General features: G+C 61.3%; 23 protein-coding genes and 1 pseudogene. 14 read left to right on the plus strand and 10 right to left on the minus strand.

Annotated elements, in window-relative coordinates; translation table 11 throughout:
• Positions 1-44: 44 nt before the first annotated feature.
• On the minus strand, positions 45-911 hold the full coding sequence (locus tag A477_RS24075) for an S-layer homology domain-containing protein (protein WP_502685505.1): 867 nt from the start codon (positions 909-911) through the stop codon (positions 45-47).
• Between the two features lie 21 nt (positions 912-932).
• Positions 933-1,517 (minus strand): annotated as a pseudogene (locus tag A477_RS24080) (HNH endonuclease family protein); the annotation flags it as partial.
• Between the two features lie 83 nt (positions 1,518-1,600).
• On the opposite strand from A477_RS24080, the gene A477_RS23775 reads away from it, so the two are divergent.
• Both A477_RS23775 and A477_RS0116970 read left to right on the plus strand, forming a co-directional pair.
• Positions 1,601-2,218, plus strand: a complete 618-nt coding sequence (locus A477_RS23775) for a TM2 domain-containing protein (protein ID WP_017200129.1) — start codon at positions 1,601-1,603, stop codon at positions 2,216-2,218.
• A 17-nt stretch (positions 2,219-2,235) separates the two neighbouring features.
• A complete protein-coding gene (locus A477_RS0116970; protein WP_017200130.1) occupies positions 2,236-2,607 on the plus strand; it encodes a PH domain-containing protein in 372 nt (123 codons plus the stop codon).
• 94 nt (positions 2,608-2,701) lie between these two features.
• On the opposite strand, the gene A477_RS0116975 is transcribed toward A477_RS0116970, so the two are convergent.
• On the minus strand, positions 2,702-4,819 hold the full coding sequence (locus tag A477_RS0116975; protein ID WP_017200131.1) for an S-layer homology domain-containing protein: 2,118 nt from the start codon (positions 4,817-4,819) through the stop codon (positions 2,702-2,704).
• 292 nt (positions 4,820-5,111) lie between these two features.
• Here A477_RS0116975 and A477_RS0116980 point away from each other — a divergent pair, with 292 nt between their 5' ends.
• Positions 5,112-7,856, plus strand: coding sequence for a S8 family serine peptidase (locus A477_RS0116980; protein WP_017200132.1), 2,745 nt, complete (start codon positions 5,112-5,114; stop codon positions 7,854-7,856).
• A 19-nt stretch (positions 7,857-7,875) separates the two neighbouring features.
• Entirely contained in the window at positions 7,876-8,253 is a 378-nt protein-coding gene (locus tag A477_RS0116985) for a hypothetical protein (RefSeq protein WP_017200133.1), read from the plus strand.
• Between the two features lie 31 nt (positions 8,254-8,284).
• Here the strand turns inward: A477_RS0116985 and A477_RS0116990 are convergent, their stop codons facing one another.
• Complete coding sequence (locus tag A477_RS0116990) at positions 8,285-8,473, minus strand: hypothetical protein (RefSeq protein ID WP_017200134.1); 189 nt, start codon at positions 8,471-8,473, stop codon at positions 8,285-8,287.
• A gap of 195 nt (positions 8,474-8,668) precedes the next feature.
• On the opposite strand from A477_RS0116990, the gene A477_RS0116995 reads away from it, so the two are divergent.
• Positions 8,669-9,445, plus strand: a complete 777-nt coding sequence (locus A477_RS0116995) for an alpha/beta hydrolase (RefSeq protein WP_237715824.1) — start codon at positions 8,669-8,671, stop codon at positions 9,443-9,445.
• A gap of 81 nt (positions 9,446-9,526) precedes the next feature.
• Here the strand turns inward: A477_RS0116995 and A477_RS23030 are convergent, their stop codons facing one another.
• Positions 9,527-11,629, minus strand: coding sequence for a carbohydrate binding domain-containing protein (locus A477_RS23030; RefSeq protein ID WP_017200136.1), 2,103 nt, complete (start codon positions 11,627-11,629; stop codon positions 9,527-9,529).
• A 257-nt stretch (positions 11,630-11,886) separates the two neighbouring features.
• Positions 11,887-12,060 (minus strand): hypothetical protein, encoded by a 174-nt coding sequence (locus A477_RS23350; RefSeq protein WP_017200137.1) that lies wholly within the window; start codon positions 12,058-12,060, stop codon positions 11,887-11,889.
• Positions 12,061-12,141: 81 nt separating this feature from the next.
• Between A477_RS23350 and A477_RS0117010 the strand changes: the two genes are divergently transcribed.
• A complete protein-coding gene (locus A477_RS0117010; RefSeq protein WP_017200138.1) occupies positions 12,142-13,377 on the plus strand; it encodes an ROK family protein in 1,236 nt (411 codons plus the stop codon).
• Here A477_RS0117010 and A477_RS0117015 read toward each other — a convergent pair.
• Entirely contained in the window at positions 13,374-14,237 is an 864-nt protein-coding gene (locus tag A477_RS0117015) for a carbohydrate kinase family protein (protein ID WP_017200139.1), read from the minus strand. The two genes, A477_RS0117010 and A477_RS0117015, sit on opposite strands and share 4 nt — an antisense overlap.
• Before the next feature lie 183 nt (positions 14,238-14,420).
• Between A477_RS0117015 and A477_RS0117025 the strand changes: the two genes are divergently transcribed.
• The 5 genes from A477_RS0117025 to A477_RS0117045 all read left to right on the plus strand — a co-directional run bounded on the left by A477_RS0117025 (position 14,421) and on the right by A477_RS0117045 (position 21,601).
• Entirely contained in the window at positions 14,421-15,764 is a 1,344-nt protein-coding gene (locus tag A477_RS0117025) for a purine-cytosine permease family protein (protein ID WP_017200140.1), read from the plus strand.
• The gene (locus A477_RS0117030; RefSeq protein WP_017200141.1) at positions 15,761-17,317 is read left to right on the plus strand and encodes a hydantoinase/oxoprolinase N-terminal domain-containing protein; all 1,557 of its coding nucleotides are present in this window, start codon (positions 15,761-15,763) and stop codon (positions 17,315-17,317) included. The genes A477_RS0117025 and A477_RS0117030 overlap by 4 nt, the downstream gene beginning before the upstream one ends.
• Position 17,318: 1 nt before the next feature.
• A complete protein-coding gene (locus A477_RS0117035) occupies positions 17,319-18,461 on the plus strand; it encodes an S-methyl thiohydantoin desulfurase family protein (RefSeq protein WP_017200142.1) in 1,143 nt (380 codons plus the stop codon).
• A 99-nt stretch (positions 18,462-18,560) separates the two neighbouring features.
• Positions 18,561-20,114 carry a PucR family transcriptional regulator gene (locus A477_RS0117040; protein ID WP_017200143.1) on the plus strand — a complete coding sequence of 518 codons (1,554 nt, stop codon included), beginning with the start codon at positions 18,561-18,563 and terminating at the stop codon, positions 20,112-20,114.
• 23 nt (positions 20,115-20,137) lie between these two features.
• Positions 20,138-21,601 carry a protein adenylyltransferase SelO gene (locus A477_RS0117045; RefSeq protein ID WP_017200144.1) on the plus strand — a complete coding sequence of 488 codons (1,464 nt, stop codon included), beginning with the start codon at positions 20,138-20,140 and terminating at the stop codon, positions 21,599-21,601.
• Positions 21,602-21,664: 63 nt separating this feature from the next.
• On the opposite strand, the gene A477_RS23035 is transcribed toward A477_RS0117045, so the two are convergent.
• The 3 genes from A477_RS23035 to A477_RS0117055 all read right to left on the minus strand — a co-directional run bounded on the left by A477_RS23035 (position 21,665) and on the right by A477_RS0117055 (position 22,949).
• Entirely contained in the window at positions 21,665-21,844 is a 180-nt protein-coding gene (locus A477_RS23035) for a hypothetical protein (RefSeq protein WP_083848057.1), read from the minus strand.
• A 154-nt stretch (positions 21,845-21,998) separates the two neighbouring features.
• On the minus strand, positions 21,999-22,415 hold the full coding sequence (locus A477_RS0117050; RefSeq protein WP_017200145.1) for a MarR family winged helix-turn-helix transcriptional regulator: 417 nt from the start codon (positions 22,413-22,415) through the stop codon (positions 21,999-22,001).
• A gap of 276 nt (positions 22,416-22,691) precedes the next feature.
• Entirely contained in the window at positions 22,692-22,949 is a 258-nt protein-coding gene (locus A477_RS0117055; RefSeq protein ID WP_017200146.1) for a metal-sensitive transcriptional regulator, read from the minus strand.
• Positions 22,950-23,073: 124 nt separating this feature from the next.
• Here A477_RS0117055 and A477_RS0117060 point away from each other — a divergent pair, with 124 nt between their 5' ends.
• The 3 genes from A477_RS0117060 to A477_RS0117070 all read left to right on the plus strand — a co-directional run bounded on the left by A477_RS0117060 (position 23,074) and on the right by A477_RS0117070 (position 24,977).
• Positions 23,074-23,694 carry a rhodanese-like domain-containing protein gene (locus tag A477_RS0117060; protein ID WP_017200147.1) on the plus strand — a complete coding sequence of 207 codons (621 nt, stop codon included), beginning with the start codon at positions 23,074-23,076 and terminating at the stop codon, positions 23,692-23,694.
• Positions 23,691-24,590: a sulfite exporter TauE/SafE family protein gene (locus A477_RS0117065; RefSeq protein WP_017200148.1), complete on the plus strand. Its 900-nt coding sequence runs from the start codon at positions 23,691-23,693 to the stop codon at positions 24,588-24,590. Before A477_RS0117060 ends, A477_RS0117065 begins: the two co-directional genes overlap by 4 nt.
• A 90-nt stretch (positions 24,591-24,680) precedes the next feature.
• On the plus strand, positions 24,681-24,977 hold the full coding sequence (locus A477_RS0117070) for a rhodanese-like domain-containing protein (protein WP_017200149.1): 297 nt from the start codon (positions 24,681-24,683) through the stop codon (positions 24,975-24,977).
• The last annotated feature ends 104 nt before the right edge of the window (positions 24,978-25,081 follow it).

The following is a 25,081-nucleotide window of genomic DNA, read 5'->3' on the forward strand; positions in this document are numbered from 1 at the left end:
GCGGGTCTTGGCATCAAAAGCCAAGACCCGCCGTCATCATGCTGTTACGGGTGGCCGGGCAGGGACTCGCACGCGATGCGGTCGCCGTCGGAGTCAAGACGCGCGACGTCGCCGTACCACGGGTAGTAGGTGTCGAACCAGGCCTGTGCGGCCTGCCAAGTACTGAAACTTGTGCAGTTCTTGGAGTCACCAGGGTTGGCCGGAGGCTGCGGTGTTACCGGCGGCGGAGGGGAACAGTTGTTCCCCGTGATTCCGCCGGTGCCACCGTTGACGAAGCGGTACATGAACGCGGCCATGGCGTCACGGGCCACCGGCTGGACAGGGTTGTAGGCGCGGCAGCCGTAGCCGATGTCCCAACCTGTGGAGATACCCTGCGATGCCAGCCAAGTGATCTGTTGGTAGAACTGGCTTCCAACCTGGACGTCCACGAACGGCGAGGTACTGGGTGCCGAGAACGCCGGATTGCCCCCGAACCGGTAGAGGAAGGCGGCCATGGCGTCACGGTTGACCGGGCTAAGCGGTCGGTAGGTCTTGGAACCGTCCTGCTCCGTCCATCCTGTGGAGATGCCGCTTGCCGCGAGCCACGTTATTTCCTTATAGAACTGGCTCGACGGGGTGATGTCGGAGAAGGGCGACGTCGCCGGGGGAGTGAAGGCAGGTTTGCTGGCCAGGCGATACAGGAAGGCCGCCATGGCGTCGCGGTTTACGGCATTCAGCGGCCGATAGGTCCGGCTACCGTCGGCTTCCACCCAACCGGTGGAAATGCCTTGGGAAGCGAGCCACGAAATTTCCACATTGAATTGGGTGGACCCGTTGACGTCACTGAATGTGATGGGGCCCGGATCAACGGGTGTGGATTCAACAGCGATGGTTGGCACGGGAACCATGCTGGTTCCGCAACCACCCTGCAAAGTGGACGAAATTGCTGCGGATTCAGCCGCATCAACGGTCAACTGCCAGCGGTATTTCACCAGCACCCAGTCCGTGACGTATTCGCAGGCGGTTCCGGCCAACGGCGGCATCCATTCTGCTGGATCGCGGTCGCTCTTGGACTGGTTTACGTTGTCAGTGACGGCTTCGAGAGCCACGTCCAGGGTGAGGTCGTTGGCGTAGTCGCGCCGCTGCTCGGCCGTCCAGGCGCTCGCGCCGGAACCCCAGGCTTCCGCGAGGGGAACCATATGGTCGATGTCGACGTCGGACGCGATGGTCCAGGCGCCGCCGTCGTACCAGGAGTTCCACTGACCCGTGGCTACGGTGCAGCCAGAGCCGAACGTCACCGGCGACAGTGACTCCAGTTGGAGCACCTCGGAGCGTGTGTCGCAGCCGTCGCCGTCGGCATCTATCCAATGCTGAAAGAGATCGCGGTCGTAGCCGGTGTTAGTTTCAGTGGTGACGGATAAGGACGAGAAAAGTGTTGAAACGCTTGCCGTTTCTGCGGCCATAGCGGTTTGCGGCATAAAGACAGCCGCCGACGCGGTCAGCGAAAGTGCCGCCAACCACGAAAGTGCCTTGGGCATCTGGGTTCCCCATATTCGATTGTGTGCGCTCTGAGCAGCGCATTCACTCGGATGCTACCTGCGGGGGCCGACAGATAAGGAACATGGTTACGGTGTGGCGTGGCGGGGCTGTGTCCGTCAGACTGATGATCGGCACATGGATGTTGGGGATCTTGTTGAAGACTGTGGATGCCCTCCACCTTGGGCTGGATCAACATTCTCCGAAAGGCATCACCATGACACAGCCGCACCCCGACAACAATCCGGATACCCCGGAGGGCAACCAGCCTCCGGCGCCGCAACAGCCGGATTATTCCACTCAGCCGCCGCAGTACGCGCAACCGCAGGTGCCCCAGCAACCGCAGCCTCCACAGCCGCAGTACGGGGCCCAGCCTCCTCAGCCTCAGTACTACGCGCAACCTCAGCCGCCGCAACCGCAGTACGGGGCTCAGCCGCCGCAGCCCAACATGGCTTACGGTTACCCGCAGCCGAAGTCGAAGATCGCTGCCGGCCTCTTGGGAATCTTCCTGGGTGGCCTCGGCATCCACCGCTTCTACCTGGGCTACACCACCATTGGTGTCATCCAGCTGGTTCTCACGGTAGTGCTGGGCATCTTCACGTTCGGATTGGTGGGTCTTTGGGGGCTCGTGGAGGGCATTATGATCCTTGCCGGTGCTGAGTACTTCAGGAGGGACGCCAAGGGCGTTCCCCTTCGCGACTGACGCGGGAAGGCAAAACTTTGAGCAACGTCATTCACGACAAGCCCGAGCAACTCGAGCAAATCAGGGCGGGTCTCCTGCAGGGCGAAATAGTCTATGCGGTCTACGACTGCATCGGTGTTGGTACCGGCTTCGTCGGGATCACGAACATGCGGGTCATCCTGCAAGACAAGAGCTTTGTGGGCAACAAGCTCGCCATCGTGTCCGTGCCGTACAAGAACATCCGGTCCGTCTCCATGCTGTCCAACAAATCGATGATGGGCCGGTTCGCTTCTACGTCGAGCATTGGCATAGATACCGGGGGAAGCATTAAAGAAGCCGATTTCCGCGGTGACGATAAAGCCCGGCACGCGCACGACCTGATTCTTTGGAACGTGCTGACTACGAAGTAGTTTTCGGCTGCAAGAGGGCGGCCGGAGCATCCGGCCGCCCTCTTGGCTTAGATCAGTCGTATTTGTCGCATCATCGGGCAGCGGGACCCTGGCATTAGAGCGTGCCGAATTTGCTGTTGTAGCGGAACATGAACGCTGCCATCGCATCGCGGTTCACGGGCAACAGCGGCTTGAAGGACTTGGTGTTGCCTGTTTCAGCCCAACCCGTTGAGATGCCTTGAGCTGCAAGCCAAGTGATCTCCTTGTAGAACTGTGCTCCCACAGGGACGTCTACGAACGGTGAGACCTCGGGGGCCGTAAATTCTGGCTCGCCCGCCAGGCGGTACATGAATGCAGCCATGGCATCGCGGTTCACTGGCTGCAGCGGCCGGTAGGTCTTGGTCTTGTCAGCCTCTTCCCAACCGGTGGAGATGCCCTTGTCAGCGAGCCAGGTGATCTCCTTATAGAACTGTGCTCCGACTGGCAGGTCCTTGAATGGGGAAACACCGGGCGCGGTGAAGTCAGGTTTCCCTGAAAGCCTGTACATGAAGGCAGCCATGGCATCACGATTTACGGGGCTCAAGGGCTTGTAGGTCCTGTTCCCGTTCGCTTCCCAGCCAGTGGAGATTCCCTTGCTGGCCAACCAGAGGATTTCCTTCTCGAACTGGGCATTCAGCGGGACGTCATCGAATGCTTGGGTGCCTTGCGTGGCTGTGGCGTAGCTCAGCGTTCCGATGTCTGTGTTCCGGCCAGCGGCAGTTGAAACAGTCCTGGCGTTTGCTTCATTGAGGACGTTGCCGGAGAAGATGGGCCCGGCACTGTCATCGGGGGCAGCTGAAACGAAGTAGTTTGCCGTGCTCAGGCCGGTCACTTTGAAAGTGCCGTCGGCTTCAGTTGTTGCTTCTCGGGTCACCAGGGCGCCGTTCTTCGTGTAGACGCGAACCGGGACGGCAGTGAGGGGGACTCCGTTGGAGTCCACCACTTTGCCGGAGACGGTGCCACCCACTCGTGAAGGTGCGTTGATGTTGGTGAGGGTCTGCCCGCCGGCTACGGTGACCGGCGTTGCGCCTCCCAGCCCCGAGCTCTCTGGAAGGTTGTTGTAGTACTGGCCTTCTTCGAGTGTGGGGCGGCCGGAACGGTTGAACTGGACTTTGTAGGTGCCTGGAAGGAGATTGCTCACTGCGTAAACCCGGTCCGCTGTGCTGTAGCCGCTCTTGACCACAGAACCGTCTGCTGTCACCACTTCGACATCAACGTAGCCATTTGAGGAGGCGAAGGACCCGGTGATCGTTGCGGCCGGAACTGCCTTGTCTTTCACCCCCGTCAGTCGCTGTCCATCAGTGACCGTGATGGAAGGTGAACCTGCAGCGGAGACCACCCCGCCGAGCCACATGGAAGCGACGATGGGATCGTTCGAATTAAAACTCAGTTTGTACGTTCCAGCTTCCAAGGCACCGATGCTGAAGACTCCGCCTTCCTCCACCCACACACCGGAAACAACCTCGAGGTCATCAACGGACCTGGCCTCTGCAGTGATGGAAAAGGGTGTAGCACCAGCAGGAAGTGCCAGCGTGCCGGAGATTATCGCGGCCGGTTGAAGGTCCTGGTTGATCCCGCCAACAACATCGCCCTGCGCGACGGTGATCTTCTGCGCTTGCTCGTGGTCCTTGACTCCTGGGTAGTAGGCCTGAAGCACCGGGACCGGTTGAACCGACGTGCTGAAGTTCAGCGTGTAGTCGCCGGGGGCCAACGGGCCCACATCGTATGAACCGTCCGGAGCAACAGCCACGCCCTCTTGATACGAATCTGAGCTAACACCCACGTACACGTCAGCAGCCTTGGTTCCAGCGGGAACCGAGACTTTGCCTTGAATACGCCCGCCGGTGGACATTTGCTGGTCAATCCCGGTCACTGCCGTGCCTACGGCGACGTCCACCCGTGTCGATTGCTCATAGACGGCGGAGCCGTAGTACGTGCTGTACACGTGTTTGGGGCTGGCATCCTCCTCGAAGCGCACCGAATATTCACCCGCTGCGAGTCCCACTATCGTGTATTCGCCGCTGGGATTCACCCCCAGGGTCCGATAAGTCGGGCCAGATACGGTGACCTTGACTTTGTTCACGTCCACACCCGCAGGAACCGTAACCGTACCCGAGATGCTGCCCGTGGCCGCGGCGACGGCAGGGGATGCAAACCCGCTGGGCAGAGTGGCCAGGATAATTCCTGCAACCATTGTTAGTGCGAGCCTGAAACGGCCACGCGAAATTGCCCTCATGGGTCCCCATATTCCGTGCGATTGAAGGGCCTCGAAACAACGGGCCCGAGGTGATCATAAGGGCTCTGTGTGGAGTTAGCCGAAACGCCTTTGTAAATAGTCGCGTGCAGATTCGCGGGAAACTCTACTCGTTGGCTAAACTCATGCTGGCCGTTGACTTGCGGCCCCATTCCGCGCTCTCTCGGGGCGTTTATGCAGAGGGCGTTTCGTAGTGAAAAACCGGCTAATAGCAAGTGTGCGCTCCCGTTTGATGTTTGCCGGTATTGCCGCAATGGTGGGGGCTGCCTTGCCGGTGATTCCCGCCGTTGCCGATGACGCTCTGGCTCCGGTAGCCGAACTGCGAGCTACGCCCACCGAGTCCGTGCCGGTTCCCACGGATCAGTTCATCGTGAAGTTCAAGGAACGGGCGGGCATTCAGTCCGCCGACCGTCAGTCCTCCCTTGGCCGCGCGAGCACCGCCTTGGGCATGGCCGTTAGTTCCTCACGGACTACCGCGTCCGGCCAAGAGGTGCTCAGGATGGACCGGAAGCTGGACGCAGGTGAGGCCACTGAACTCGTGGCGGCCCTGGCAGCGGATCCCAATGTGGAGTACGCCGAACCGGACACCATCATGCGGCCTTTCGCGGTGGCGCCCAACGACCATTTCTATAACCTTCAGTGGCCGCACATCCCAGGGGCTGGCGGCATGAACGTCCTTAAGGCTTGGGATATCAGCCAGGGCGAAGGATCTGTAGTTGCCGTTATTGACTCGGGAATTCTAAGCCACACCGATCTGGACACGAACGTTCTGCCGGGCTACGACATGTTGAGTTTTCCGGAGATGGCCAAGGACGGGGACGGGCGGGATCCCAACCCCCGCGATGAAGGGGATGCTACCTATTACGGTCAATGCGGACCCGGGTCTCCAGCGGAGGGCGACACCTGGCACGGAACACATCTGGCCGGAATTGTTGCTGCGGTTGCCGGCAACAAAATAGGCGTTGCCGGCGTGGCTCCCAAAGCCAAGGTGGTACCCATTAGGGCCATGGGGGTTTGTGGTGGATATTCCTCAGACATTGCTGAGTCAGTCATTTGGGCCGCAGGCGGAGCCGTTCCCGGCGTACCCACAAACGCCAATCCTGCGCGCGTCATCAACCTTAGTCTTGGTAGTCCGGGACAGTGCACTGCCATCTACCAAGACGCTTTCGACTTTGCCCGGAGCAAGGGTGTATCTGTGGTGGTCTCAGCGGGCAACAACAGGATCGATGCCTCGGCGGTTGCGCCTGCCAACTGCCAAAATGTCCTTGTGGTCGGTGCCACCACACGCACGGGAAGTAAGGCGTGGTACTCCAACTTCGGGGTAAACGTTGACGTGGTTGCGCCCGGGGGAGACATGTTCGGCCAGGCGCTCAATGGTGTGGTGTCCACGCAGCACTCGAACGATTACTTCTTCAAGCAGGGAACCTCCATGTCTGCCCCGCATGTATCTGCGGTAGCAGCAATGATGTATTCCGTGCTGCCGGGTTTGACGCCGGCCGAGGTGGAACAGAAGTTGAAGGCAACTGCACGGCCGGTCAGCGATTGCCCGGGTGGATGCGGGGGCGGGCTCGTGGACGCCGGGGCGGCTCTTGCAAACGTTGCCGCAGACGCTGTCCCGATTGTCCCCGGCACTCCCACAATTTCCGGCGACGCGATAGTTGGTGGGACTCTAACCATGTCTCCCGGCACGTGGGGGCCTGCTGGTTACGTCGTTACCGAGCAGCAGTGGAAGCGAAATGGCGTGGTTACTAATGCCACCGGGACTCAGTACGTTGTGGGGCCTGAAGACTTGGGCGCTAACATCACAGTGACAGTGACGGGCAAGAAGCCGAAGCAACCCGATGTATCTGTAACGTCAGCGCCCACCCAACCCGTGGCAATTGGGAAACTGACCGTTGCCGAACCCGCCATCAAGGGCGCTCCGTACGTCGGTGGTTTGCTGACAGCCGACGTCGGCATCTGGGCACCCACGCCCGTGGACCTCGCCCTGGAGTGGCGACGCGATGGAACTCCCATCGACGGCGCCACAGGACAGACCTACACCATTACTGATGCGGACCTGAGCAAGGCGATCACGCTCAAGGTTTCCGCATCAAAAACGGGTTACCAGCCACAGTCAATCATCAGCGCGCCGACTAGCTTGGTGGTGGCTGCAGATAGAGCAGTAACTCCAGAGCCAGTCGTCTTCACGGATGCGCCGTATACGGACAATGACACCTACGTCATCCCAGAGATTGCGGGCATTAACTACGTTATCGACGGCGGGACGGTCGCTTCCGGGACTCATCCGGCCACCGGCCGGGTCACGGTCTCAGCAGTCGCCAAGGAAGGTTACGTGCTGCTTCCGGGTGCCACCACTTGGACGGAGCGATTTAGTGCCAAGGGCCCGGATTTCGTGCCGCCGGCCGACTCGCCGTTCACGGACGTCCTGACCACCCAGCAGTTCTACAAGGAAATGGCGTGGCTCGCAGATCAGGGCATCTCCAAGGGTTGGACAGCGGCTGACGGGTCGGTGGCCTATAAGCCGTTGACGCCTATTAACCGTGATGCCATGGCCGCCTTCCTTTACCGGATGGCAGGTTCGCCGGCTTATACTCCGCCAGCCACCTCGCCGTTCAAGGATGTGCTGACCACCCAGCTGTTTTACAAGGAGATGGCGTGGCTTGAGGACCAGAAGATCTCCTCCGGTTGGACAGAGAACGATGGCTCACGAACGTACAGGCCTCTGACGCCGATCAACCGCGATGCCATGGCTGCCTTCCTGTACCGTCTCGCTGGGGAGCCCCGGATCGACAACATGGATCTCCTGCCTTTCAAGGACGTGGTCCCGGGCCAGCAGTTCTCCTACGAAATGGCATGGATGTCAGAGATGGAAATCTCGACGGGTTGGGTCGAAGCCGACGGTAGCCGGGTCTACAAACCCCTTTCGCCGATCAACCGGGACGCCATGGCGGCATTCCTTTACCGCATGCCATAGCCATGGCACAGTGAGCGGCATGACTCGAATCCTGATGATCGGCATCCACGCCAGCGCGCTCGACTACAGCAAGCTCCCTCCCGGACTCGATGAAGCCATCATGACCGAGCGGATCGAGGCCGGATTCGGGGCGACCATCGCCGCCGGCTTTGATGCTGTGTCCTGCCTTATTGGAACTTCACCGGACGAGGCCGAATCGGAGATCCGTGCAGCGTTCTCGCGTGATCGTTTTGGTCTGGTGATGGTCGGCGGCGGCATCAGGATGGTCCCGGATTACACGGAACTCTTCGAGCGGGTGATCAACACGTGTAGCGCAGAGTCGCCGGGAATCCAGTTCTGCTTCAACACCTCGCCGGAGACCACCCTGGATGCTTTGCGGCGCCACATCCACCCCTAAGCCGCCGCGGGAACATAGTAGCGCGTACGTGTTAAATGCGCGGCAGCGTGGAGTATGGGCGACTCGGAAGGTTCCCTGCAACCCATGGCCGGACGGGCGGTTCCAACGGAATTTCACCGCGGCCGTCGCGGATCACCAAGACCACTGCGCCTATCGCAGCGGCCAGGGAAATCATGCCCATAAGGACCAGGGCAATTACCAAAGCCAGAGACATCGCCATACCCTCTGCCTTCAATTTTAGTGCTGTTTCTTCGTGAGGGCGCAGCCATTTCCCGCTCATCGAACGTCGACGCACCCACAAGCGAGTGCGTCGTGGAGTGCGGTTGACGCTAGGGTCGAGGGCATGGCGGTGTCCTTTAGCGGTGTCAATGAACCAACGATTCGCCATTCCGTGACCGGGCACCATCCAGTCCCCATGCGCTGGTACTACCCGCCAGGCGAAGATTCGGAGACGACAGGAGTTCGGACGTTGGTCTGGGCGCATGGCGGCGGCTTCTTCTCTGGTGGTCTCTATCAGCCTGAAGCACACGATGTGGCCTGGGCGCTTGCTCAACGAGGACTGCCGGTGGTCACGGTTGATTATCGCCTTGCTCCGGTTCCGGGGCTCTCTTGGATCCGCAGGGGAGACGTGCGGCCCCGGGGACGGTTTCCCCTCCCGGTGCAAGACCTCTTGACGGCGTTTCGAAGTGTTAGCAGCCAGTCTGCAGGAGGGGTGGTCCTTGGTGGTGCAAGCGCCGGGGCCTGCCTTGCAGCCGCAGCAGCACTCCAAGCTCTCGACATGGGCTCAGCACCTAAGGGTGTCATCCTTGCCTACGGCTTTTTTCACTCCTCGCACACTGCGTCCCGCGAGATCCAACGACGGGTTCGCGATCACCGCCGGCTGACACACTCCCGGTTGGTTCTGAACGCCGTGAACCGTAACTACGCGGGCACACGAGCGGCGCTGTATGACCGCTACGCGTTCCCGGGAGGCCACGATCTGGACGGCTTCCCTTCGACACTGATGATCAATGCAGATCGCGACGCCATGCGCGCATCGGGTGACCGATTCGCTGCCGAACTGAGAAGCGCGGGAGCCGACGTCGAGCAGCACACGCTCCCCGGGACCCCGCACGCCTTCCTGAACCGACCACGCCTGGACGCCTTCACCACGGCCATCGATCTCATGGCCGAGTGGTCTCTGACTGGTTAGCGGAGGCGACGCCGGAACCCGACGCCGCCTCCTTCCCGGCTCACGGGATCGGAAGGCCCCACCCCATGAGGTCTGAGTGCATCAGGCGCAGGGGTTTCCCTGGCTGACGATGCCGTCTTTCACCTGCTGGTAGCCAGGACCAGCGGTGTAGTTGTTTGTTCCGTTGTTGTCCCATGTTCCAGCCCCATTGTTGAAGGCTGCGGTAATTCCGGAAGCTCCATTGAGGGGGATGGAGGTGGCTACCCAGCCAGGGCATGAGACAGTCATGGCTACGCCCGGGGCAGCGGTCCATGCTCCGGTGCCCACCCGATAGTGCGCGTTATAGGCGGACCAATTCTTGGTGGTTGAGTAGAACAGCACTGTGGTGTCTGTCGGTCCGGGGGTAGATGCACCGCTGCAAGGATCGGCATGACTAACCACATTGCCGTTCACCGCCGCGATCCCACCGTCCAAGGCATAGTTGCTGGTGTTGTTGTTGTCCCATACGCCGCTTCCGTTGTTGAACGCAGCCGTTGCCCCGGTTGAGCCGGCGGGAATGGTGTAGGCGACCCAGCCAGTGCAGGCGGCGGTCATGGTCACACCCGGTGCGGTGGTCCAGGCTCCGGTGCCTACCCGGTAGTGCATTTTGTAGTCGCTCCAGCCCTTGGCGGTGGAGTAGTACACCTTGAGGTTGCTCGCACCTGGTTCGGTTTGTCCGCCGGCTTTTGCATTGACATGCAACGCAAGGGCGGCGTTTTGACCCACGGTGGCTTGGAATGTTCCCGATGCTTCTACGGTCACAACGTCACCGGCAGAACAGCCGGTGGAGGTGGGGAATCCCACCGTCACGTTGCAGTAGCGGCCCGCTGGAAGGGAGCTTTGAAAGGTCCGCGTAAAGGCACCACCACGGTTGATCGCCACGTAGCCTTTGTCACCACGACCAAAAGCGAGAGCATTCGATCCGTTGTCCCACTTGTTCACGACCGGCGCACCATGGCTTGCATTGCGGAAGGCCACCATGTTTTCGATACTGGTTTGCGCATGCTTGCACGTCCAGCCATTCTGGCCGCACACGGGATCCATGACTTCCCCGTTGGAGGCAACCGCCGGTCCTGTCTCGTTGTTGGAGAAGGAATAACCCGAATGGATCGACGGGGATCCGTAGTTCCATGCCAGCGTAAAGATCTGGGCAAGATCGTAGTTTGCCCCGTCCTTGTAGGTGAGCGTCTCACCATTGCGCTCGGTGTCATGGTTATCGACGAAAACTGCGGCGTTCTGGTGAGGTAGGAAGCCTGCCCAGCTGGAGCCAATGCCATTGCCTGTGATCAGCCAGTTGATGTTCCCGCCGTTGAAGGCCTCTTTGAGTTTGCGGGCGAAGGCAAACTCGTGGATATCACCGTTGCTGGTGTATTCCTCCGGCTGGATCGGTTCGTTGGCCCGGATAACTTCCTGGACCACGTAGAGCCGGGCACGGTCATTGACCTTGGAGAGAATTCCTTGCATGTCGCTGGCCGCAATATGTTTGACGGCGTCAATCCGGAACCCGTCAACTCCCAGGCCCACCAAGTCGTTGAGGTATCCGGCAATTCTTCCCTGAACGTAGGGGGAGGCCGTGTTGAGGTCAGAGAGGTTGACCAGATTGCACTCCTGAACTTCCCAGCGGTCTTGGTAGTTCGCGATGTCCCTTCGGCACGAGTGAAAATCCTGCCCTTGGTAGTTTCCGGGATAGTCGTAGTGCTGGAAGGTGGTTCCTGCCCAACCCGTTCCGCCGGCGCTCTTACCGGACATGTGGTTGATCACGGCATCCGCGATAACTTTCACACCGGCGGTGTGGCAAGTGTCTACCATGTGCTTGAACTCGGCACGCGTGCCCAGCCGTGACTCAACCTTGTAGCTGACCGGTTGGTAGTGGGTCCACCACTCCGGGCCTTGAACATGTTCTTGCGGGGGAGATGTCTGCACATACCCGTAACCGGCCGGGCCGAGGTTCTCTGTACATTCACGGGCTATGGCGTTCCATGTCCAGGAGAACATCACGGCGGTAGCGTCTTTGGGTCCGGGAGCTGCGGCTTGGGCAGGCGGAGCAGAAGCTGTGGAGGAAAACAGGGTGCCGAAGAAGGCCAGAAGGATTAAAGCGGCTAAGAACTGAAAGCGCTTCCTTTTATCAGGAAAGTGGACTGCGACGTCCTCGTCGTGTGTTGGCATGGAGGTGAGTCTCCTCAATGATGGGGCCGCTACAGGCCGGGAATCCTAGGCAGCGACTGACGCCGCCCCACAGATCGGGCGGCCGCGTCACGATGACGGCTACCCATCAAGGTAGGCGGAGTTTAGTCATTAAACAAGAGCGTCGAGGCAAAAATTGGAAGCGCTTGCAGGTAGAGGGCGGGCACGCCCGAAGCGTCGAAAAGGCTAAGTGTGGAAAGGGTTGCGTGGCAGTTGAAAAAGCTGGGCGAGTCAAGGCCCTAAAGCTGGGCTGTCGCCTCTTGTGACGGGGCGGCGGCGGGAGGAGCGGTCAGCGCGACCTCCTCGACGACGGGCTGGTACCGGCGCGCTGCGGGCTCCCAGAGGGTGTTCCAGCGATCCTGGGCGGATTCGCTGGAGGCGGGGGTTCCTGAATGGTCCGGGGCTGCATTCATTGTGTCTCCGAAGTTAATTTGGACTCAAAATTTAGTGCCTGAAGTATTATGTGACTTGAGCTACAGAGAGGTCAAGACCCCATGAGCGCCCCTTCCTCCTCGCCGACGCCGCAGATGCTTCGGCGGGCAAGCCTCAGATCGGTCTTGGACTTCATGCGGGCTTCCACCATCGTGACGATCTCGGACGTCATGGAGGGGACGGGGCTGGCCCGGGCAACTGCCATCTCTGTGTGTGAAGAGATCATGGACCGGGGCTGGATCACGGAGCTTGAAAACCAGCGCGAGTTCGGTGAGTATCTCAAAGGACGGCCAGCCCGACGGTTCGTTCTGAACCAGGACGCAGGGTACGTCGTTGGCCTGGACGTGGGAGTCTCCAAGGTGACGGCCGTGGTGTCAGACCTTCGCGGAGAAATCGTGGGCAGGGCGAGTCAGCAGTTCCGCGGAGTTCAGATCACGGCTGATGACAGCATTCCCGGCTCCGATATCAGTCCCCGCGAACGTATATCAGCCATTGACAGTACGGCGTGTGACGCCCTCGGCCTGGCCGGCGTCACCCCCGATGCGGTCCTCGCAGTCTCCGCCGGAATTGCGGCCCCGGTGGGCCGTGACGGCGATGTTTTGGTGACCCAACCCTTCTGGGCTCTTTTGGACGTTGGCTTGAAATCTGCGCTGAAGGATCTTCATGGGTGGACGGTGTTGCTGGCCAATGACGGAAACTTGGCGGCCCTGGGCGAGCGTTGGCGCGGTTCGGCGGTGGGCGTGGACGACGTCGTGGTGATCCTCGCCAGTGAGCGCTTTGGTTCCGGAGTGATCGACGACGGCAGGCTCCTGCACGGCTGTGGCGGAGGCGCCGGGGAGCTGGCGTTCCTTAAGCAGGTTGAGGGGGTGGGGGATACCTTTGGGATTGCCCTGATGGCACGCACGTGGGCTGGCGAGGCCCTCGCTGGAAGTGACGACACGCAACTCCGCGAATATCCTGCAGAGGCAATCGAAGCCGAACACGTCTTCGCCGCTGCCCTCCAAGGTGACGCTGTGGCACGGCGGATTCTGGATCGGCTTGCCGATCGCATGGCGAGGGTTATCGGGGCTGTCGCTACCATCCACAACCCGGAGCTTGTAGTGATAGGTGGCGCCGTAGCCAAGTCAGCAGGCGCACTCCTGGACCCAATCGCTGACCGGCTGCCCCAATTCACCGCAACCCCTCCGCGGCTGGCCGTTTCACCACTGGGCGACTCGGTGGTGACCATGGGTGCTGTCCGAAGCGCGCTGGATTTCGTCGAGAAGGAAACCCTGGATATCGAGCTGCACCACAACTAGGCCAGCAGCTCCGAGAGTTTCGGGTGCAGATGCTCGGTTTCAACCGCAGTACGGGCCTGTGCCGCCGCTGCCGTCAGGGCATCGTCAATGGTGCCGCCCTGGAGTGTCGCGGCCAGGAAACCCGTCATGAAGGCGTCACCGGCACCATTGGTATCAACCACCTCGGCCGGAAAAGCACTGACCTCGTGCCGCGCTCCGGAAGCCTCCAGCGCAATGGCACCCTCTGCTCCGCGGGTGCAAACAGCCAAGCGGGGCCCGCGTTCCAGGCAGGAGCGCATAAGGTCCCACGGGTCCTCTGCGCTGTCGTCACTCATGAACACCGTACTGGCAGCGCGAAGGAATGGTTCATGGAATTCCGACGACCCGTCGTAGTCGTGAAGGTCCGCCCAGATGGGCGTCTGCTGAGCGTCCAAGCGTTGCAGCAGAAGCGCGCCGAGTTCGCTGAGATCAACGACGGCGACGTCGGCGGCAGCCACCGCCTCAGCGGCGATGCTGAGTTCGTGCCCGGTGGGCGTGGACGGAACCGCAACGTACAGCGACACCCGCTTGCCGTCGTCGGACATTAAGTTGACGTGGCGTTCGGTCCGCTCGGACGCCAAGGGCTCGACGGCGACTCCGGCTGCCGTAAGGGCGCTGCGGATTCGCTGGCCGTCGGCATCAGTTCCAAGAGGCGAACACAACCGCACGTCAACGCCGAGGCCGGCCAGATGCAGGGCTTTGCCAGCGGAAGTCCCTCCAATTGTGTGCCACGAACGGCGGGCAAACTGCATGTGGGGGACAGGTTCCGGAAGGTGGTCGAGGAGGATGAGCTGGTTCCACGATGCGGGGCCGCAGACAGCTACGGAGGGAGGTACAGGCATGGCCATATCCAATCACCCATTCGACGCGCTGGGATAGAGGTGCCATGGCGATCGCCCGGGTTGGCAGCCCCGGAGGGCTGTGCAACGTGCATGATCCCGTCCTGCTGGCACTGCACATTGTCCAATGACCCCTGAATACCCCATGGATACTGTGAAGTGAATCACTCGAAAGGAATGCATGTCATGTCCACCTCCGACACAGGGCACGATGACTACCCCATCACCAGGGTTCCCGCAACGAAGCGGAAGCACTGGTTCGGCATCGCGGTCCAACGCTTTGGTCAGACTTCTGACCTGAGCCAGTTTCTTCTCGGGGCAACTTTTGGCTTCGGAATGACCTTCTGGGACGCCTTCTGGGCCTTCACCGTCGGCGCCTTGATTGTGGAAGCACTCATGATTTTCGTCGGCATCGCCGGCATGCGCCAAGGCCTCACAACTTCCATGCTTGCCCGTTGGACTGGCTTCGGCCGGGGCGGTGCGTCAGTTCTCGGCCTGGCGATCTGTATTAGCCTCATCGGCTGGTTCGGCATCCAATCAGCCATTTCCGGCGCCGGCTTGAACCAAATCGTCCCGGAAATTCCCGCATGGGCCTGGTCGCTGGGCTTCGGCCTTGTGGTCACGCTGATCGTGGTCCGGGGCTTTGAATCAATGCAGTGGTTGGCCAATATCACGGTGCCGTTGTTCATGATCCTGATCGGCTGGGCGGCGTGGGCAGAACTGAGTAACCACTCCGTCAGCCAGCTCATCAACGATGCCCCTCCGGGTCCATCACTGGATTTCGTTACCGCAACCACCATTGTTGCTGGAAGCGCAGTACTCGGGGCAGTCATCACACCCGACATGACCCGTTACAACCGGACAGCTGGCGACGTGGTCAAGCAGACCGTCGTCGGCATGACGCTCGGCAACTACACCATCGGGATGATCGGAGTCCTGCTGGCCCACGCCGTAAAGACGGCGGACGTCACACAGATCATCTTCTCCTCGGTGGGCTGGGTGGGCATCCTGATCATCGTGCTTGGTACATCCAAGATCAACGACTGGAACCTCTACAGTGCCGGCCTAGGCGTCGTGTCGTTCTTCAACAGTGCCATGAACAAACGCCTGAACCGAGGGCACGTCACCCTGCTGCTGGGTGTGGTGGGAAGCGTGCTGGCGGCCATCGGCATCCTGGACAAGTTCATAGACATCCTCATGGTGCTGGGCGTCGTCTTCCCGCCGGTGGCCGGCATCATCATGGCCGAGTACTTCGTCGTCAAGAAATGGAGGCCGCTCCTGGAAGCAAACCGCGACTCAGGACTCCCGCCAGCCAAATCGCCCAACTGGATCCCTGCCACTTTCGTCATCTGGACGATCTCGGCGGCACTGGGCTACTTCGTCACCTTCGGGCTCCCTGCCCTGAACTCCCTGGCCGCCGCGTTCATCCTCTATATCATCGCCGGGAAACTGAACCTCCTGCGGTCCTACGGCGACACCCAACCAACCAATGAACCCACCACAAAGGAAGAATCGGTAACTGCACCATGAGTAGCCTGAGAATCGGCATCGACGTCGGCGGCACCAATACAGACGCCGTGCTGTTGGACGGCGGGCAGGTGCTCGCCACCACCAAAGTACCCACCACGAAGGATGTCACCAGCGGCATCACCCAGGTGCTCACGGCACTCAAGGAACTGAACGGCTTCAGCCCGGACCACATCCGCGGCGTGATGATCGGAACCACGCATTTCATCAACGCCCTCATCGAGGCGCGGGACCTCAACCCAACCGCTGCAATCCGTCTGGGCCTGCCCGCCACGGCTTCGCTGCCGCCGTTCACGGACTGGCCTGATGCCCTCACCAAAGCAGTCAAGGGCCGCGCCTACATGGCCCATGGCGGTCACGAGTTCGACGGCCGCGCCATAAGCCCCTTCGACTCCGACGAAATTCGACGGCACGCTGCGGATATCGCGTCCCACGGTATCCGTTCCGTGGCGGTTTCCAGCGTCTTCTCACCGGTCAACGACGAGTTCGAACAGCGCACCCTGGCCATCCTCCGCGAAGAACTCGGCCCGGAATTCCCCGTTTCCCTCTCGCACGAAATCGGCAGGGTAGGGCTCTTGGAGCGCGAGAACGCCACCATCGTCAACGCCTCCCTGGCCGAGATGGCGAACAGAATTGTTGATGGCTTGGCGAAGGCCGTCCTGGAGCAGGGCATCACGGCGCCCCTGTACGTCAGCCAGAACGACGGCACACTCATGGACATCGAATACACGCGACGCTACCCCGTGGCAACATTCGCTTCAGGGCCTACCAACTCAATGCGCGGCGCGGCGGCGCTCTCCGGCTTCACTGATTGCCTGATCGTGGACATCGGTGGCACCACTACCGACGTCGGCGTTCTGGTGAACGGTTTCCCACGCGAATCAAGCACACATGTCCGGCTCGCGGGCCTGCGAACCAACTTTCGGATGCCGGACGTCCTTTCCGCGGGCCTCGGCGGCGGGTCCCGCGTGCGGACCGATCAAGGGACCGTGGGCCCGGATTCCGTGGGTTACCGCCTCACCGACGAATCGCTCGTCTTTGGCGGGTCTGTCCTGACGGCAACGGACATCGCCGTCAGGAGCGGAAGGGCCGACGTCGGTGACTCGTCTTTGGTGAGCCACATCAGTGACGCTGTGGTCCGGTCAGCCCTGCAACAGATCGACCGGACCATCGCCGACATTGCTGACCGGATCCGGACCTCGTCCGCGCCTCTGCCGGTTGTCGCCGTCGGCGGTGGATCCATCCTGCTGGCAGACAAACTGGATGGCCTTGGAACAATCCACCGACCCTCAAACTTCGACGTCGCCAACGCATATGGTGCCGCTATCGCACAGATCAGTGGCGAGGTGGACCGGGTGTCCTCCATCGCCGACGGCGACCAAAAGCGAGCGATGGAATCGGCGCGGCAGGAAGCCGTGGACCGCGCTGTTGCTGCCGGGGCCAACCCGGACACAGTGACGATTGTTGAGCAGGAAGCCATTCCCATTCCCTACCTGCCCGGAAATGCCATGCGCGTTCGGGTCAAGGCAGCCGGCAACCTCACGTTAGGAAAGTGAAATGACCCTGGAAGTGACACACCGCCGCAAGCTGAAGAGGATCACTGTGGAGGATATTGACTCGCTGGCTCGCGGGGCGGCCATCCTCGGAACCGGTGGAGGCGGCGATCCCTACATCGGCGCCCTCCTGGCGAAGCAAGCCATCGAAGAGTTGGGTCCCGTGGAACTGGTGTCCCTCGAGGACTTGGCAGATGACGCCTTCATTGTTCCCGTGGCGGCGATCGGTGCCCCAACGGTTGCCGTTGAGAAGCTCGACACTGTGGAGAACCTCTCCCTGACCATCCAGAAGCTCGCCGCATCCTTGAACCGGGCCGCCACTCACACGGCATGTCTGGAGATCGGCGGATCAAACTCGATGCTGCCAATCGTTGCGGCCGCACAGCTGGGAATTCCCCTGATCGACGGCGACTTGATCGGCCGGGCGTTCCCGGAAATACAGATGGGAATGGCACCCCTGTACGGAATTCACGCCACTCCCATGGCTCTTGCCGATGAGAAGGGAAACACGCTTGTCATCGAAGCCATTGACTCTTTTTGGGCGGAGCGATTTGCCCGGCAGGCTTCAATCGAAATGGGGTGCAACGCCTTCAACAGCACCTACGCAATGACCGGAGCCCAGGCCCGAGAGAGTTTCGTAGACGGATCCATGTCATTCGCCATCACCATTGGCGATGCCGTTGCCAACGCGCAACACAACAACCTCAACCCCTGTGATGTGTTGGCGGAAACGCTCAGTGGTCGCATTGTTCATCTGGGAAAGGTGGCTGATTTACAGCGCCAGACCACTGGCGGCTTCGCCAAAGGCCAAGCCATGATCGAAGGCATGGGGCCCGATGCCGGCTCCGTTCTTTCGCTGCACTTCCAGAACGAGCATCTGCTGGCCACCAAGGACGGCGCGGTGGTGACTACGACGCCGGACCTCATCATTGTGGTGGACGCCGAATCCGCAGAACCGGTCACCACCGAGAACCTGCGCTACGGCCAACGCGTCTGCATCCTGACTGCGCCCAGTGATCCGCGGTGGCACACCACGGAGGGCCTCGAACTGGCAGGGCCTGAGTACTTCGGCTATGGCGTCCCGTCGCACAGATGGGACGGGACCTTGGAAGAACACACCGAGTCAATCGAGAGCTACCGCGCCTGACCGCCGTCGGAGTCCAGTCGCCGCGTCTCCGACCAAAAGTTGGTGGCGCGGCGGTGGCATTATGGGAGGGTAACCATCGAGGAGAACGGGAGCGGCAGAATGATTCCCCCGATCCCGCTGTGGTCCGTCATGAACCATCTCCCTGCAGGCGTGATGGAGAGCGTCGGGGAACAGGGCGATAAGACCGTATCGTCGCTGATTGCCCTCACCGGTTCCCTCGCCGACGTCAATCGCCAGGTCCGCGAACGACGCAACCTCGACGGCGATCCGCTGGTTCTGCAGGGCAGCATTGTGCTGCCTCTGGAGCCGCTGCCGTCCGGTGTGTCCTGGGACGTTGAAGCGCTGTTGGCGCTCGCGGCGGCGGCCGGCGTCGTGACCCTTGCGGTAAAAATGCCAACTGACGACGGCGCGTTGCCGCCTAACATGAAAAGGCTCGCCGAGCGTTTGGGCATGGTGGTGCTGACAGTGCGCAACACCTGGCAATTCGGCATGGCGACGCAGGAGCTGCTCTCCGGAGCGGCCCACATTCAAGGCATGTTGATCTCACGAGTGGCATCCGAATGCCGAACACCCTACGGTTCGCTCAATCATTTACTGCAGCGGATTGGAGTGGCTATCGGACGTGAGGTGACGCTGGTGGATCCTTCGGGAAAGCTGATTTCCGCTGACTCCCAAGGCCGCGAGATCGGTCCGGAGACAACAGTTTCACCGGGTTCACCCGCGGAAATCCTGACGCCGGTCCACAGGGAGCAAGAGAACAGTCCGCGGCTCAGGGTGGTCACCGGCCGCTCGCTGGATCAAGAGCGGTCCGCCCTTCGCGCAGCCTTGGAAGTAGCGGCGATCGCGGTTTCTGAGCTGCTCTCCCGTCAACGGCTGGAGAGGGAACGCGACGCGCGACACCGTATCGCTTTGCTGGGTCAGTTGATCGACGACGCTGGCGATGTTACCCCGTCCTTCCGGGCGAGAGCGCTCGAATTGGGCTGGACTTTGGACGGCTATCACATCGCCTTCCGCGTGATCACACGGGAATCCGTAGACCTTGTGGCTCGAAAGCCGGATTTGGACCGTGTGTTGATGCGGGAAAAGATTCAGGCAACAACTGTTGAGCAGTCGGACGGTTGGTCCGGATGGATCAGCTTCCCGTCCAAGCCGGGGCCCGCGGACGTCAGCCGCGTCAGCAGTTCGCTGCGCCGTGCCCAACGGGATCTTGCGGCTACGATTGCAACGCAATTCGGAGTGGGCCGGCTTCAAGCCCAACCCGAAGGGATCGTGAGCTCGCTCGAGGAAGCAAACGATGCCGCACGGATCGCCGGGGCCAGGGAAAACTCGGGATATTTCGTTCATGTGGACAGGCTGGATATGGCCCAACTACTGCTGATCTGGACCCGCACGGATACATTCAGGCCCGCTGCACGCGAGCTCCTTGCCCCGCTGCTTAAGTCCGGCCCGGAACTCTTGAAGACTCTCACCACGTTCTTGGACTGCGAATCCTCATTGACGGAAACAGCAGCAATCCTCAACGTTCACCGCAACACTGTCAGCGACCGCATCAGGCGAATCCAGTCGCTCATTGCCATCAATCTGGAGGACCCGGAAGCGCGGCTTGCCTTGCAGTTGGCTTGCCGCAGTGTGCTGACGGATACGCCGGAGTAGGAGTGGATCTATATCCTTAAGTGATGAGTGACGTAGCGCGTTCCACCATCGCCTTCGAAGGGCACTTCGCACGGGAGCTCCCGGAGCTTGCCATCGCCTGGCGTGCGGAGGAAGCTCCTGATCCGCAGCTTCTGGTGCTCAACCAGCCACTCGCCGTCGAGCTTGGTTTTGATCCTGACTTCCTCCGGAGCCCGGAAGGCGTACGGCTGTTGATCGGCAATGCCCTGCCGGAAGAAGCGACTCCGGTGGCTCAGGGCTACGCAGGTCACCAGTTCGGCTGGTACTCGCCGCGTTTGGGGGATGGACGTGCTCTTTTGCTGGGTGAGATTGCCGGTGCGGACGGGACGCTTCGCGACATCCATCTCAAGGGTTCGGGACGCACTCCCTTTGCCAGGAATGGTGATGGCCAGGCGGCGATTGGTCCCATGATGCGCGAGTACATCGTGAGTGAGTCGATGTGTGCCCTGAACATTCCCACCACCCGGTCCCTCGCGGTTGTGGCCACAGGGCGACAGGTTCAGCGCGAGACTCTGCTTCCGGGGGCCGTCCTGACCCGGGTGGCCAGCAGTCACCTGCGAGTCGGCAGTTTTCAATATGCCAGGGCATCCAATGACATGGATCTGCTGCGCCGGCTTGCTGATCATGCGATTGAACGCCACCACCCGTCGTCGGCCGGTGAAACCAACCCTTATCTTTCGCTCCTGAAGGGCGTCATTTCAGTGCAGGCGAAACTTGTGGCGCAATGGATGCTGGTCGGATTCGTGCACGGTGTCATGAACACCGACAACATGACGGTTTCCGGTGAAACAATCGACTACGGTCCGTGCGCCTTCATGGAGGGCTTCGATCCCGGTGCCGTGTACAGCTCCATTGACGACATGGGACGTTACGCCTACCGCAGCCAGCCGGTGGTGGCGGAGTGGAACCTTGCACGTTTCGCCGAATCCATTGCGACCCTGATCCACGAGGATGAGGAGCAGGCGGTGCACCTTGCTGTCGAGGCGCTCAATGGATTCCGGCAGGAGTACAGCGCCACGTGGTTCACCGGTATGAAGGCCAAGCTTGGGCTGCCTGAGGGAATTGACGACGACGTGGCCTCACCTGTGGTGGATGAGCTCCTTCAGTTGGTCCAGGAGACTCGCGCGGACTACACCTCGTTTTTTCGTAGCCTCGGACTGGCAGCCCGTGGGGAGGCCGAGCCCGCGCGCCGGCAGATCCTGGATCTGTCGGCCTTCGATGCATGGCTGGAACGCTGGCGGGCGCTCAGCCCGGATGCCGATGCCATGGACAGGGTCAACCCGGTCTATATCCCACGGAACCACTTGGTGGAGGAAGCCCTTGCTGCCGCAACTGAGGGGGACACAGGCCCCACGGAGCAGTTGCTGGCGGCCGTGTCCGACCCGTTCAGGGAACGCCCGGGCTTGGAAAGGTACGCCGAGCCTGCGCCGGAGAGCTTCGGCCCCTACCGGACCTTCTGCGGCACCTAGGGAAACGCCAAGGGCAAGCGACCCGAACGGCGTCGCTTGCCCTCAACTTGCTGTTCCCGTGGCCTAGCTCCAGACGGCCCGGACCACCATATCTGCACCGGCAGCCAAATGGCGGCCGGTGTGGCCTGCATCGAGAACGCACACGTCCTCTGATTCAGCTGCGCCTGTTGATACCAGGCACTCTGCTGCCCTGAAACTCAAAAGGTCTACGGGGAGGCTGTCGCCTATTTGGAGTTCACTCATGATGCCCTTTTTGCTTGTCCGGGCGTCACACTAAGTGTCTATTGCCCGGTGTTTTAGATAGAGAGACTTTCTCCGTGGGACGCCGGACTTCATCAGCGGATAACTCCATACTGCTTGATAGGCGAGCTTTCGTCTACGCGGGATTACCTAACACCTAGTTGAAGTTTGCATGGCGGACGATTGCGAGGAGCTCTTCGCGGAGGTCCTCGGAGTCCAGATTGATAGCTGAGAGCACATTGGTCTCTTGTCGGTGGGATTGCTCCAGCAGCGTTAGGCCCAAGTCGGTAATGGATATCAGCTGGCTTCGTCGGTCGAATCGATTGGGTTCACGGCGGATGAACCCGCGCGATTCGAGCCTGGATAACAACGGGCCCATGGTTTGAGCTTGCACGCGGACGCTTCTTGCGAGGTCTCCAGGCGTAATAGGCCCTGCCGTCGCAACAGCGTCAAGAGTAAGGACCGCCGGATAGGTCAATCCCAGCGGACGCAGTTTGTCGTTCCATGCCAGTTCCACGAGCCGCGCCGCCGTGGACAGCAGTCGGCTGGTCGGCCATAGTTCCATGTCAGGCATTCAGGCACCCCCACGCTTTCCAAAATAGTCAGCTTACTTACTAGGCTACATCAGGCCTGTATCGGCCAGAGCCTTGCTTTAGTCTTCGCTCTTGGGGTGGGGGGCGGTTTTCGTGACGGCTGTCGGATTCATCTGCAGAAATTCAGTGGTCGCGCAGCATGTCGGCAGCCCGAATATTGCCCCGGTAGGACGCGGGACCTTCACTAGCCGTGGTCATCCGGGCGGGGTTCAGTGCCTGGACAACATCGCGGACGAGATAGCTACAGGACAGCCGGTTTAGGCGAGGGAGAGGAAGAGCTTTTCCAGCTCTTTCTTGTCCATCGTTGCGTCCTTCTGGACGATGCACTGTTCAAGGCCGGTGGCGATGATGGCGAACCCGGCCCTGTCGAGTGCTTTGGAGACGGCTGCGAGCTGGGTGACGACGTCCTTGCAGTCCCGGCCTTCTTCCAACATCCGGGTGACAGCGGCGAGCTGGCCCTGGGCGCGCTTGAGCCGGTTGATCACAGGCGTGAGTTCTGAGGGATTGAGTTCCAAGGGTTTCTCCAAATGTCCGGGGGCTTATCAAATCTTATACCCCCTAGGGTGTTTTGACTACCCCCGGGGGTATCAATAATACTGGGTGGGGTATTCATCCTTCCCCCCAATCGAGAGGCCAGCAATGACTTCCCCCTCCACGGCTCCCGCCGTCACCGCGCTTGCTCCCGAGACCTTGAGGTCCTGGATTACTGAACACCAGGACCTCGTCGTCATCGATGTGCGCTCCGCCGTCGAGTTCGAATCCATGCACATCCGCGGCTCCTACAACGTCCCCCTGCCGCTTTTGTCCGAGCACACTGAGGAGCTCGCCGCCCGCCTGGGTTCCCGCGTGGTCCTGGTTTGCCAATCCGGCGCCCGCGCCGAGCAGGCACGCCAGCGCCTCGACAAGTCAGGGATCGACGGTGCTTACGTCCTGACCGGCGGGGCGCCAGGCTTTGCTGCCGCCGGCGGCGATGTCGTCAGGGGCAAGGGCCGCTGGGACCTGGAGCGCCAGGTCCGACTCGCCGCAGGTTCCCTGGTGGTCCTGGGACTGGCCGGCGGCAGGTTCGTCTCCCCGAAGATCCGCATCCTCGCCGGCGCCATTGGCACTGGCCTGACCTTCTCGGCCGCCACCAACACCTGCGCCATGGGCCAGGCCATCTCGGCCATGCCGTGGAACAAAGCTGCCAAGGAACCCACCCGCGAAAGCGCCATCCTGACCCTCCCCGCCGCTGGTGCCCGGGAGGAGGCCAAAGCCTCATGACCATCACCCTGCTCCTGGTCCTTGCCCTCGCGGTAATCATCGGACTCTCACTCGGTGTCCTTGGCGGCGGCGGATCGATCCTCACCGTCCCGATCCTGGTGTACGTGGCCGGGTTCGAGGCCAAGGAAGCCATCGCGGCATCGCTCTTTGTCGTCGGCGTCACCTCGGCGGTGAGCGTGTTCAGCCATGCCCGCGGCGGCAGGGTGATGTGGCGGACGGGCCTGATCTTCGGCGCGGCCGGCATGGCCGGCGCGTTCGTCGGCGGGCTCCTGGGTGGCCATATCCCGGGCCAGATCCTGCTCATCGCCTTCGCGGTCATGATGGTGGCCACCTCCGTGGCCATGCTCCGCGGCCGGAAGAAGAAGTCCGACGACGGCGCCGCACCCGTCAAGCATGAACTTCCCCTTGGCAGGGTGCTGCTGGATGGGGCCGTCGTCGGGCTCGTGACCGGCCTGGTCGGTGCGGGCGGCGGATTCCTTGTGGTGCCTGCCCTGGCGTTGCTGGGCGGCCTGCCGATGTCCGTTGCCGTGGGCACTTCCCTGGTGGTCATCGCCATGAAGTCCTTCGCAGGGCTCGCCGGTTACCTCACCACCGTCCAGCTCGACTGGGGCCTCACCCTGGGCGTGACCGCCGCCGCCATCGCGGGCACCCTTGCCGGGTCCACACTGGCAGGCCGCATTCCGGAAGCTTCGCTGCGCAAGGCGTTCGGCTGGTTCGTCCTGGCGATGGGAACCTTCGTCCTCATCCAGCAGGCCCCAGCCGATCTGCGGTGGTTCATCGCCGCCGGAGTCGCAGCCCTCACAGCAGTCACTGTTGGCGTGTGCTGGTTCTTCATCAGCTCCTGCCCCCTGCGCAACCGCAGCGGCCGCCGCCGCAACATCCCCTTACCCGCCTGAACCAACCACCCCTACCTAAGGAGAGCCCCATGGGCCTCATCAGCAGCTCCCTGAAGAAAGCCTTCATAGCCATTTCGAAGGAGAAACCCAATGGCTGAAATCACCATCACTGAAGCCGAGCAGCGGCGCTCTACCGCCTGCATCCTCGATGTCCGCGAGGACTTCGAAGTCGCCGAAGGCATGATCCCCGGCGCCCTGCACATCCCCATGGGCCAGCTGCAGGCGCGTCTTTTGGAACTGGACCCCGCGGTGCCCGTCATTGCGGTCTGCCGCAGCGGCAACCGCAGTGCCGCTGTGGCCGAAGCGCTCAACGGTGCGGGATACAAGGCCGACACAATGGCCGGCGGCATGACCGCCTGGACGCGCGCCGGGCTCCCCACCACCTGACCCCGCAGTCCCGCAGAAACTAACCAAGCCAATGCCTGAAAGGACATGAAAGACGAAGGCAACAATCGACATCACCGGACTCGAGGAAGTCATACAGGCCGTGA

Origin of the sequence: Arthrobacter sp. M2012083 (assembly GCF_000281065.1) — a bacterium.
Lineage (GTDB): Bacteria > Actinomycetota > Actinomycetes > Actinomycetales > Micrococcaceae > Arthrobacter.

Bases quoted from the DNA above. Each gene is read 5' to 3' on its own strand.
- A477_RS23775 (WP_017200129.1), top strand. From the start codon at position 1,601: ATGGTTACGGTGTGGCGTGGCGGGGCTGTGTCCGTCAGACTGATGATC.
- A477_RS0116975 (WP_017200131.1), bottom strand. From the start codon at position 4,819: ATGGTTGCAGGAATTATCCTGGCCACTCTGCCCAGCGGGTTTGCATCC.
- A477_RS0116980 (WP_017200132.1), top strand. From the start codon at position 5,112: ATGTTTGCCGGTATTGCCGCAATGGTGGGGGCTGCCTTGCCGGTGATT.
- A477_RS0116985 (WP_017200133.1), top strand. From the start codon at position 7,876: ATGACTCGAATCCTGATGATCGGCATCCACGCCAGCGCGCTCGACTAC.
- A477_RS0116990 (WP_017200134.1), bottom strand. From the start codon at position 8,473: ATGGCGATGTCTCTGGCTTTGGTAATTGCCCTGGTCCTTATGGGCATG.
- A477_RS0116995 (WP_237715824.1), top strand. From the start codon at position 8,669: ATGCGCTGGTACTACCCGCCAGGCGAAGATTCGGAGACGACAGGAGTT.
- A477_RS23030 (WP_017200136.1), bottom strand. From the start codon at position 11,629: ATGCCAACACACGACGAGGACGTCGCAGTCCACTTTCCTGATAAAAGG.
- A477_RS23350 (WP_017200137.1), bottom strand. From the start codon at position 12,060: ATGAATGCAGCCCCGGACCATTCAGGAACCCCCGCCTCCAGCGAATCC.
- A477_RS0117010 (WP_017200138.1), top strand. From the start codon at position 12,142: ATGAGCGCCCCTTCCTCCTCGCCGACGCCGCAGATGCTTCGGCGGGCA.
- A477_RS0117015 (WP_017200139.1), bottom strand. From the start codon at position 14,237: ATGCCTGTACCTCCCTCCGTAGCTGTCTGCGGCCCCGCATCGTGGAAC.
- A477_RS0117025 (WP_017200140.1), top strand. From the start codon at position 14,421: ATGTCCACCTCCGACACAGGGCACGATGACTACCCCATCACCAGGGTT.
- A477_RS0117030 (WP_017200141.1), top strand. From the start codon at position 15,761: ATGAGTAGCCTGAGAATCGGCATCGACGTCGGCGGCACCAATACAGAC.
- A477_RS0117035 (WP_017200142.1), top strand. From the start codon at position 17,319: ATGACCCTGGAAGTGACACACCGCCGCAAGCTGAAGAGGATCACTGTG.
- A477_RS0117040 (WP_017200143.1), top strand. From the start codon at position 18,561: ATGATTCCCCCGATCCCGCTGTGGTCCGTCATGAACCATCTCCCTGCA.
- A477_RS0117045 (WP_017200144.1), top strand. From the start codon at position 20,138: ATGAGTGACGTAGCGCGTTCCACCATCGCCTTCGAAGGGCACTTCGCA.
- A477_RS23035 (WP_083848057.1), bottom strand. From the start codon at position 21,844: ATGAGTGAACTCCAAATAGGCGACAGCCTCCCCGTAGACCTTTTGAGT.
- A477_RS0117050 (WP_017200145.1), bottom strand. From the start codon at position 22,415: ATGCCTGACATGGAACTATGGCCGACCAGCCGACTGCTGTCCACGGCG.
- A477_RS0117060 (WP_017200147.1), top strand. From the start codon at position 23,074: ATGACTTCCCCCTCCACGGCTCCCGCCGTCACCGCGCTTGCTCCCGAG.
- A477_RS0117065 (WP_017200148.1), top strand. From the start codon at position 23,691: ATGACCATCACCCTGCTCCTGGTCCTTGCCCTCGCGGTAATCATCGGA.
- A477_RS0117070 (WP_017200149.1), top strand. From the start codon at position 24,681: ATGGCTGAAATCACCATCACTGAAGCCGAGCAGCGGCGCTCTACCGCC.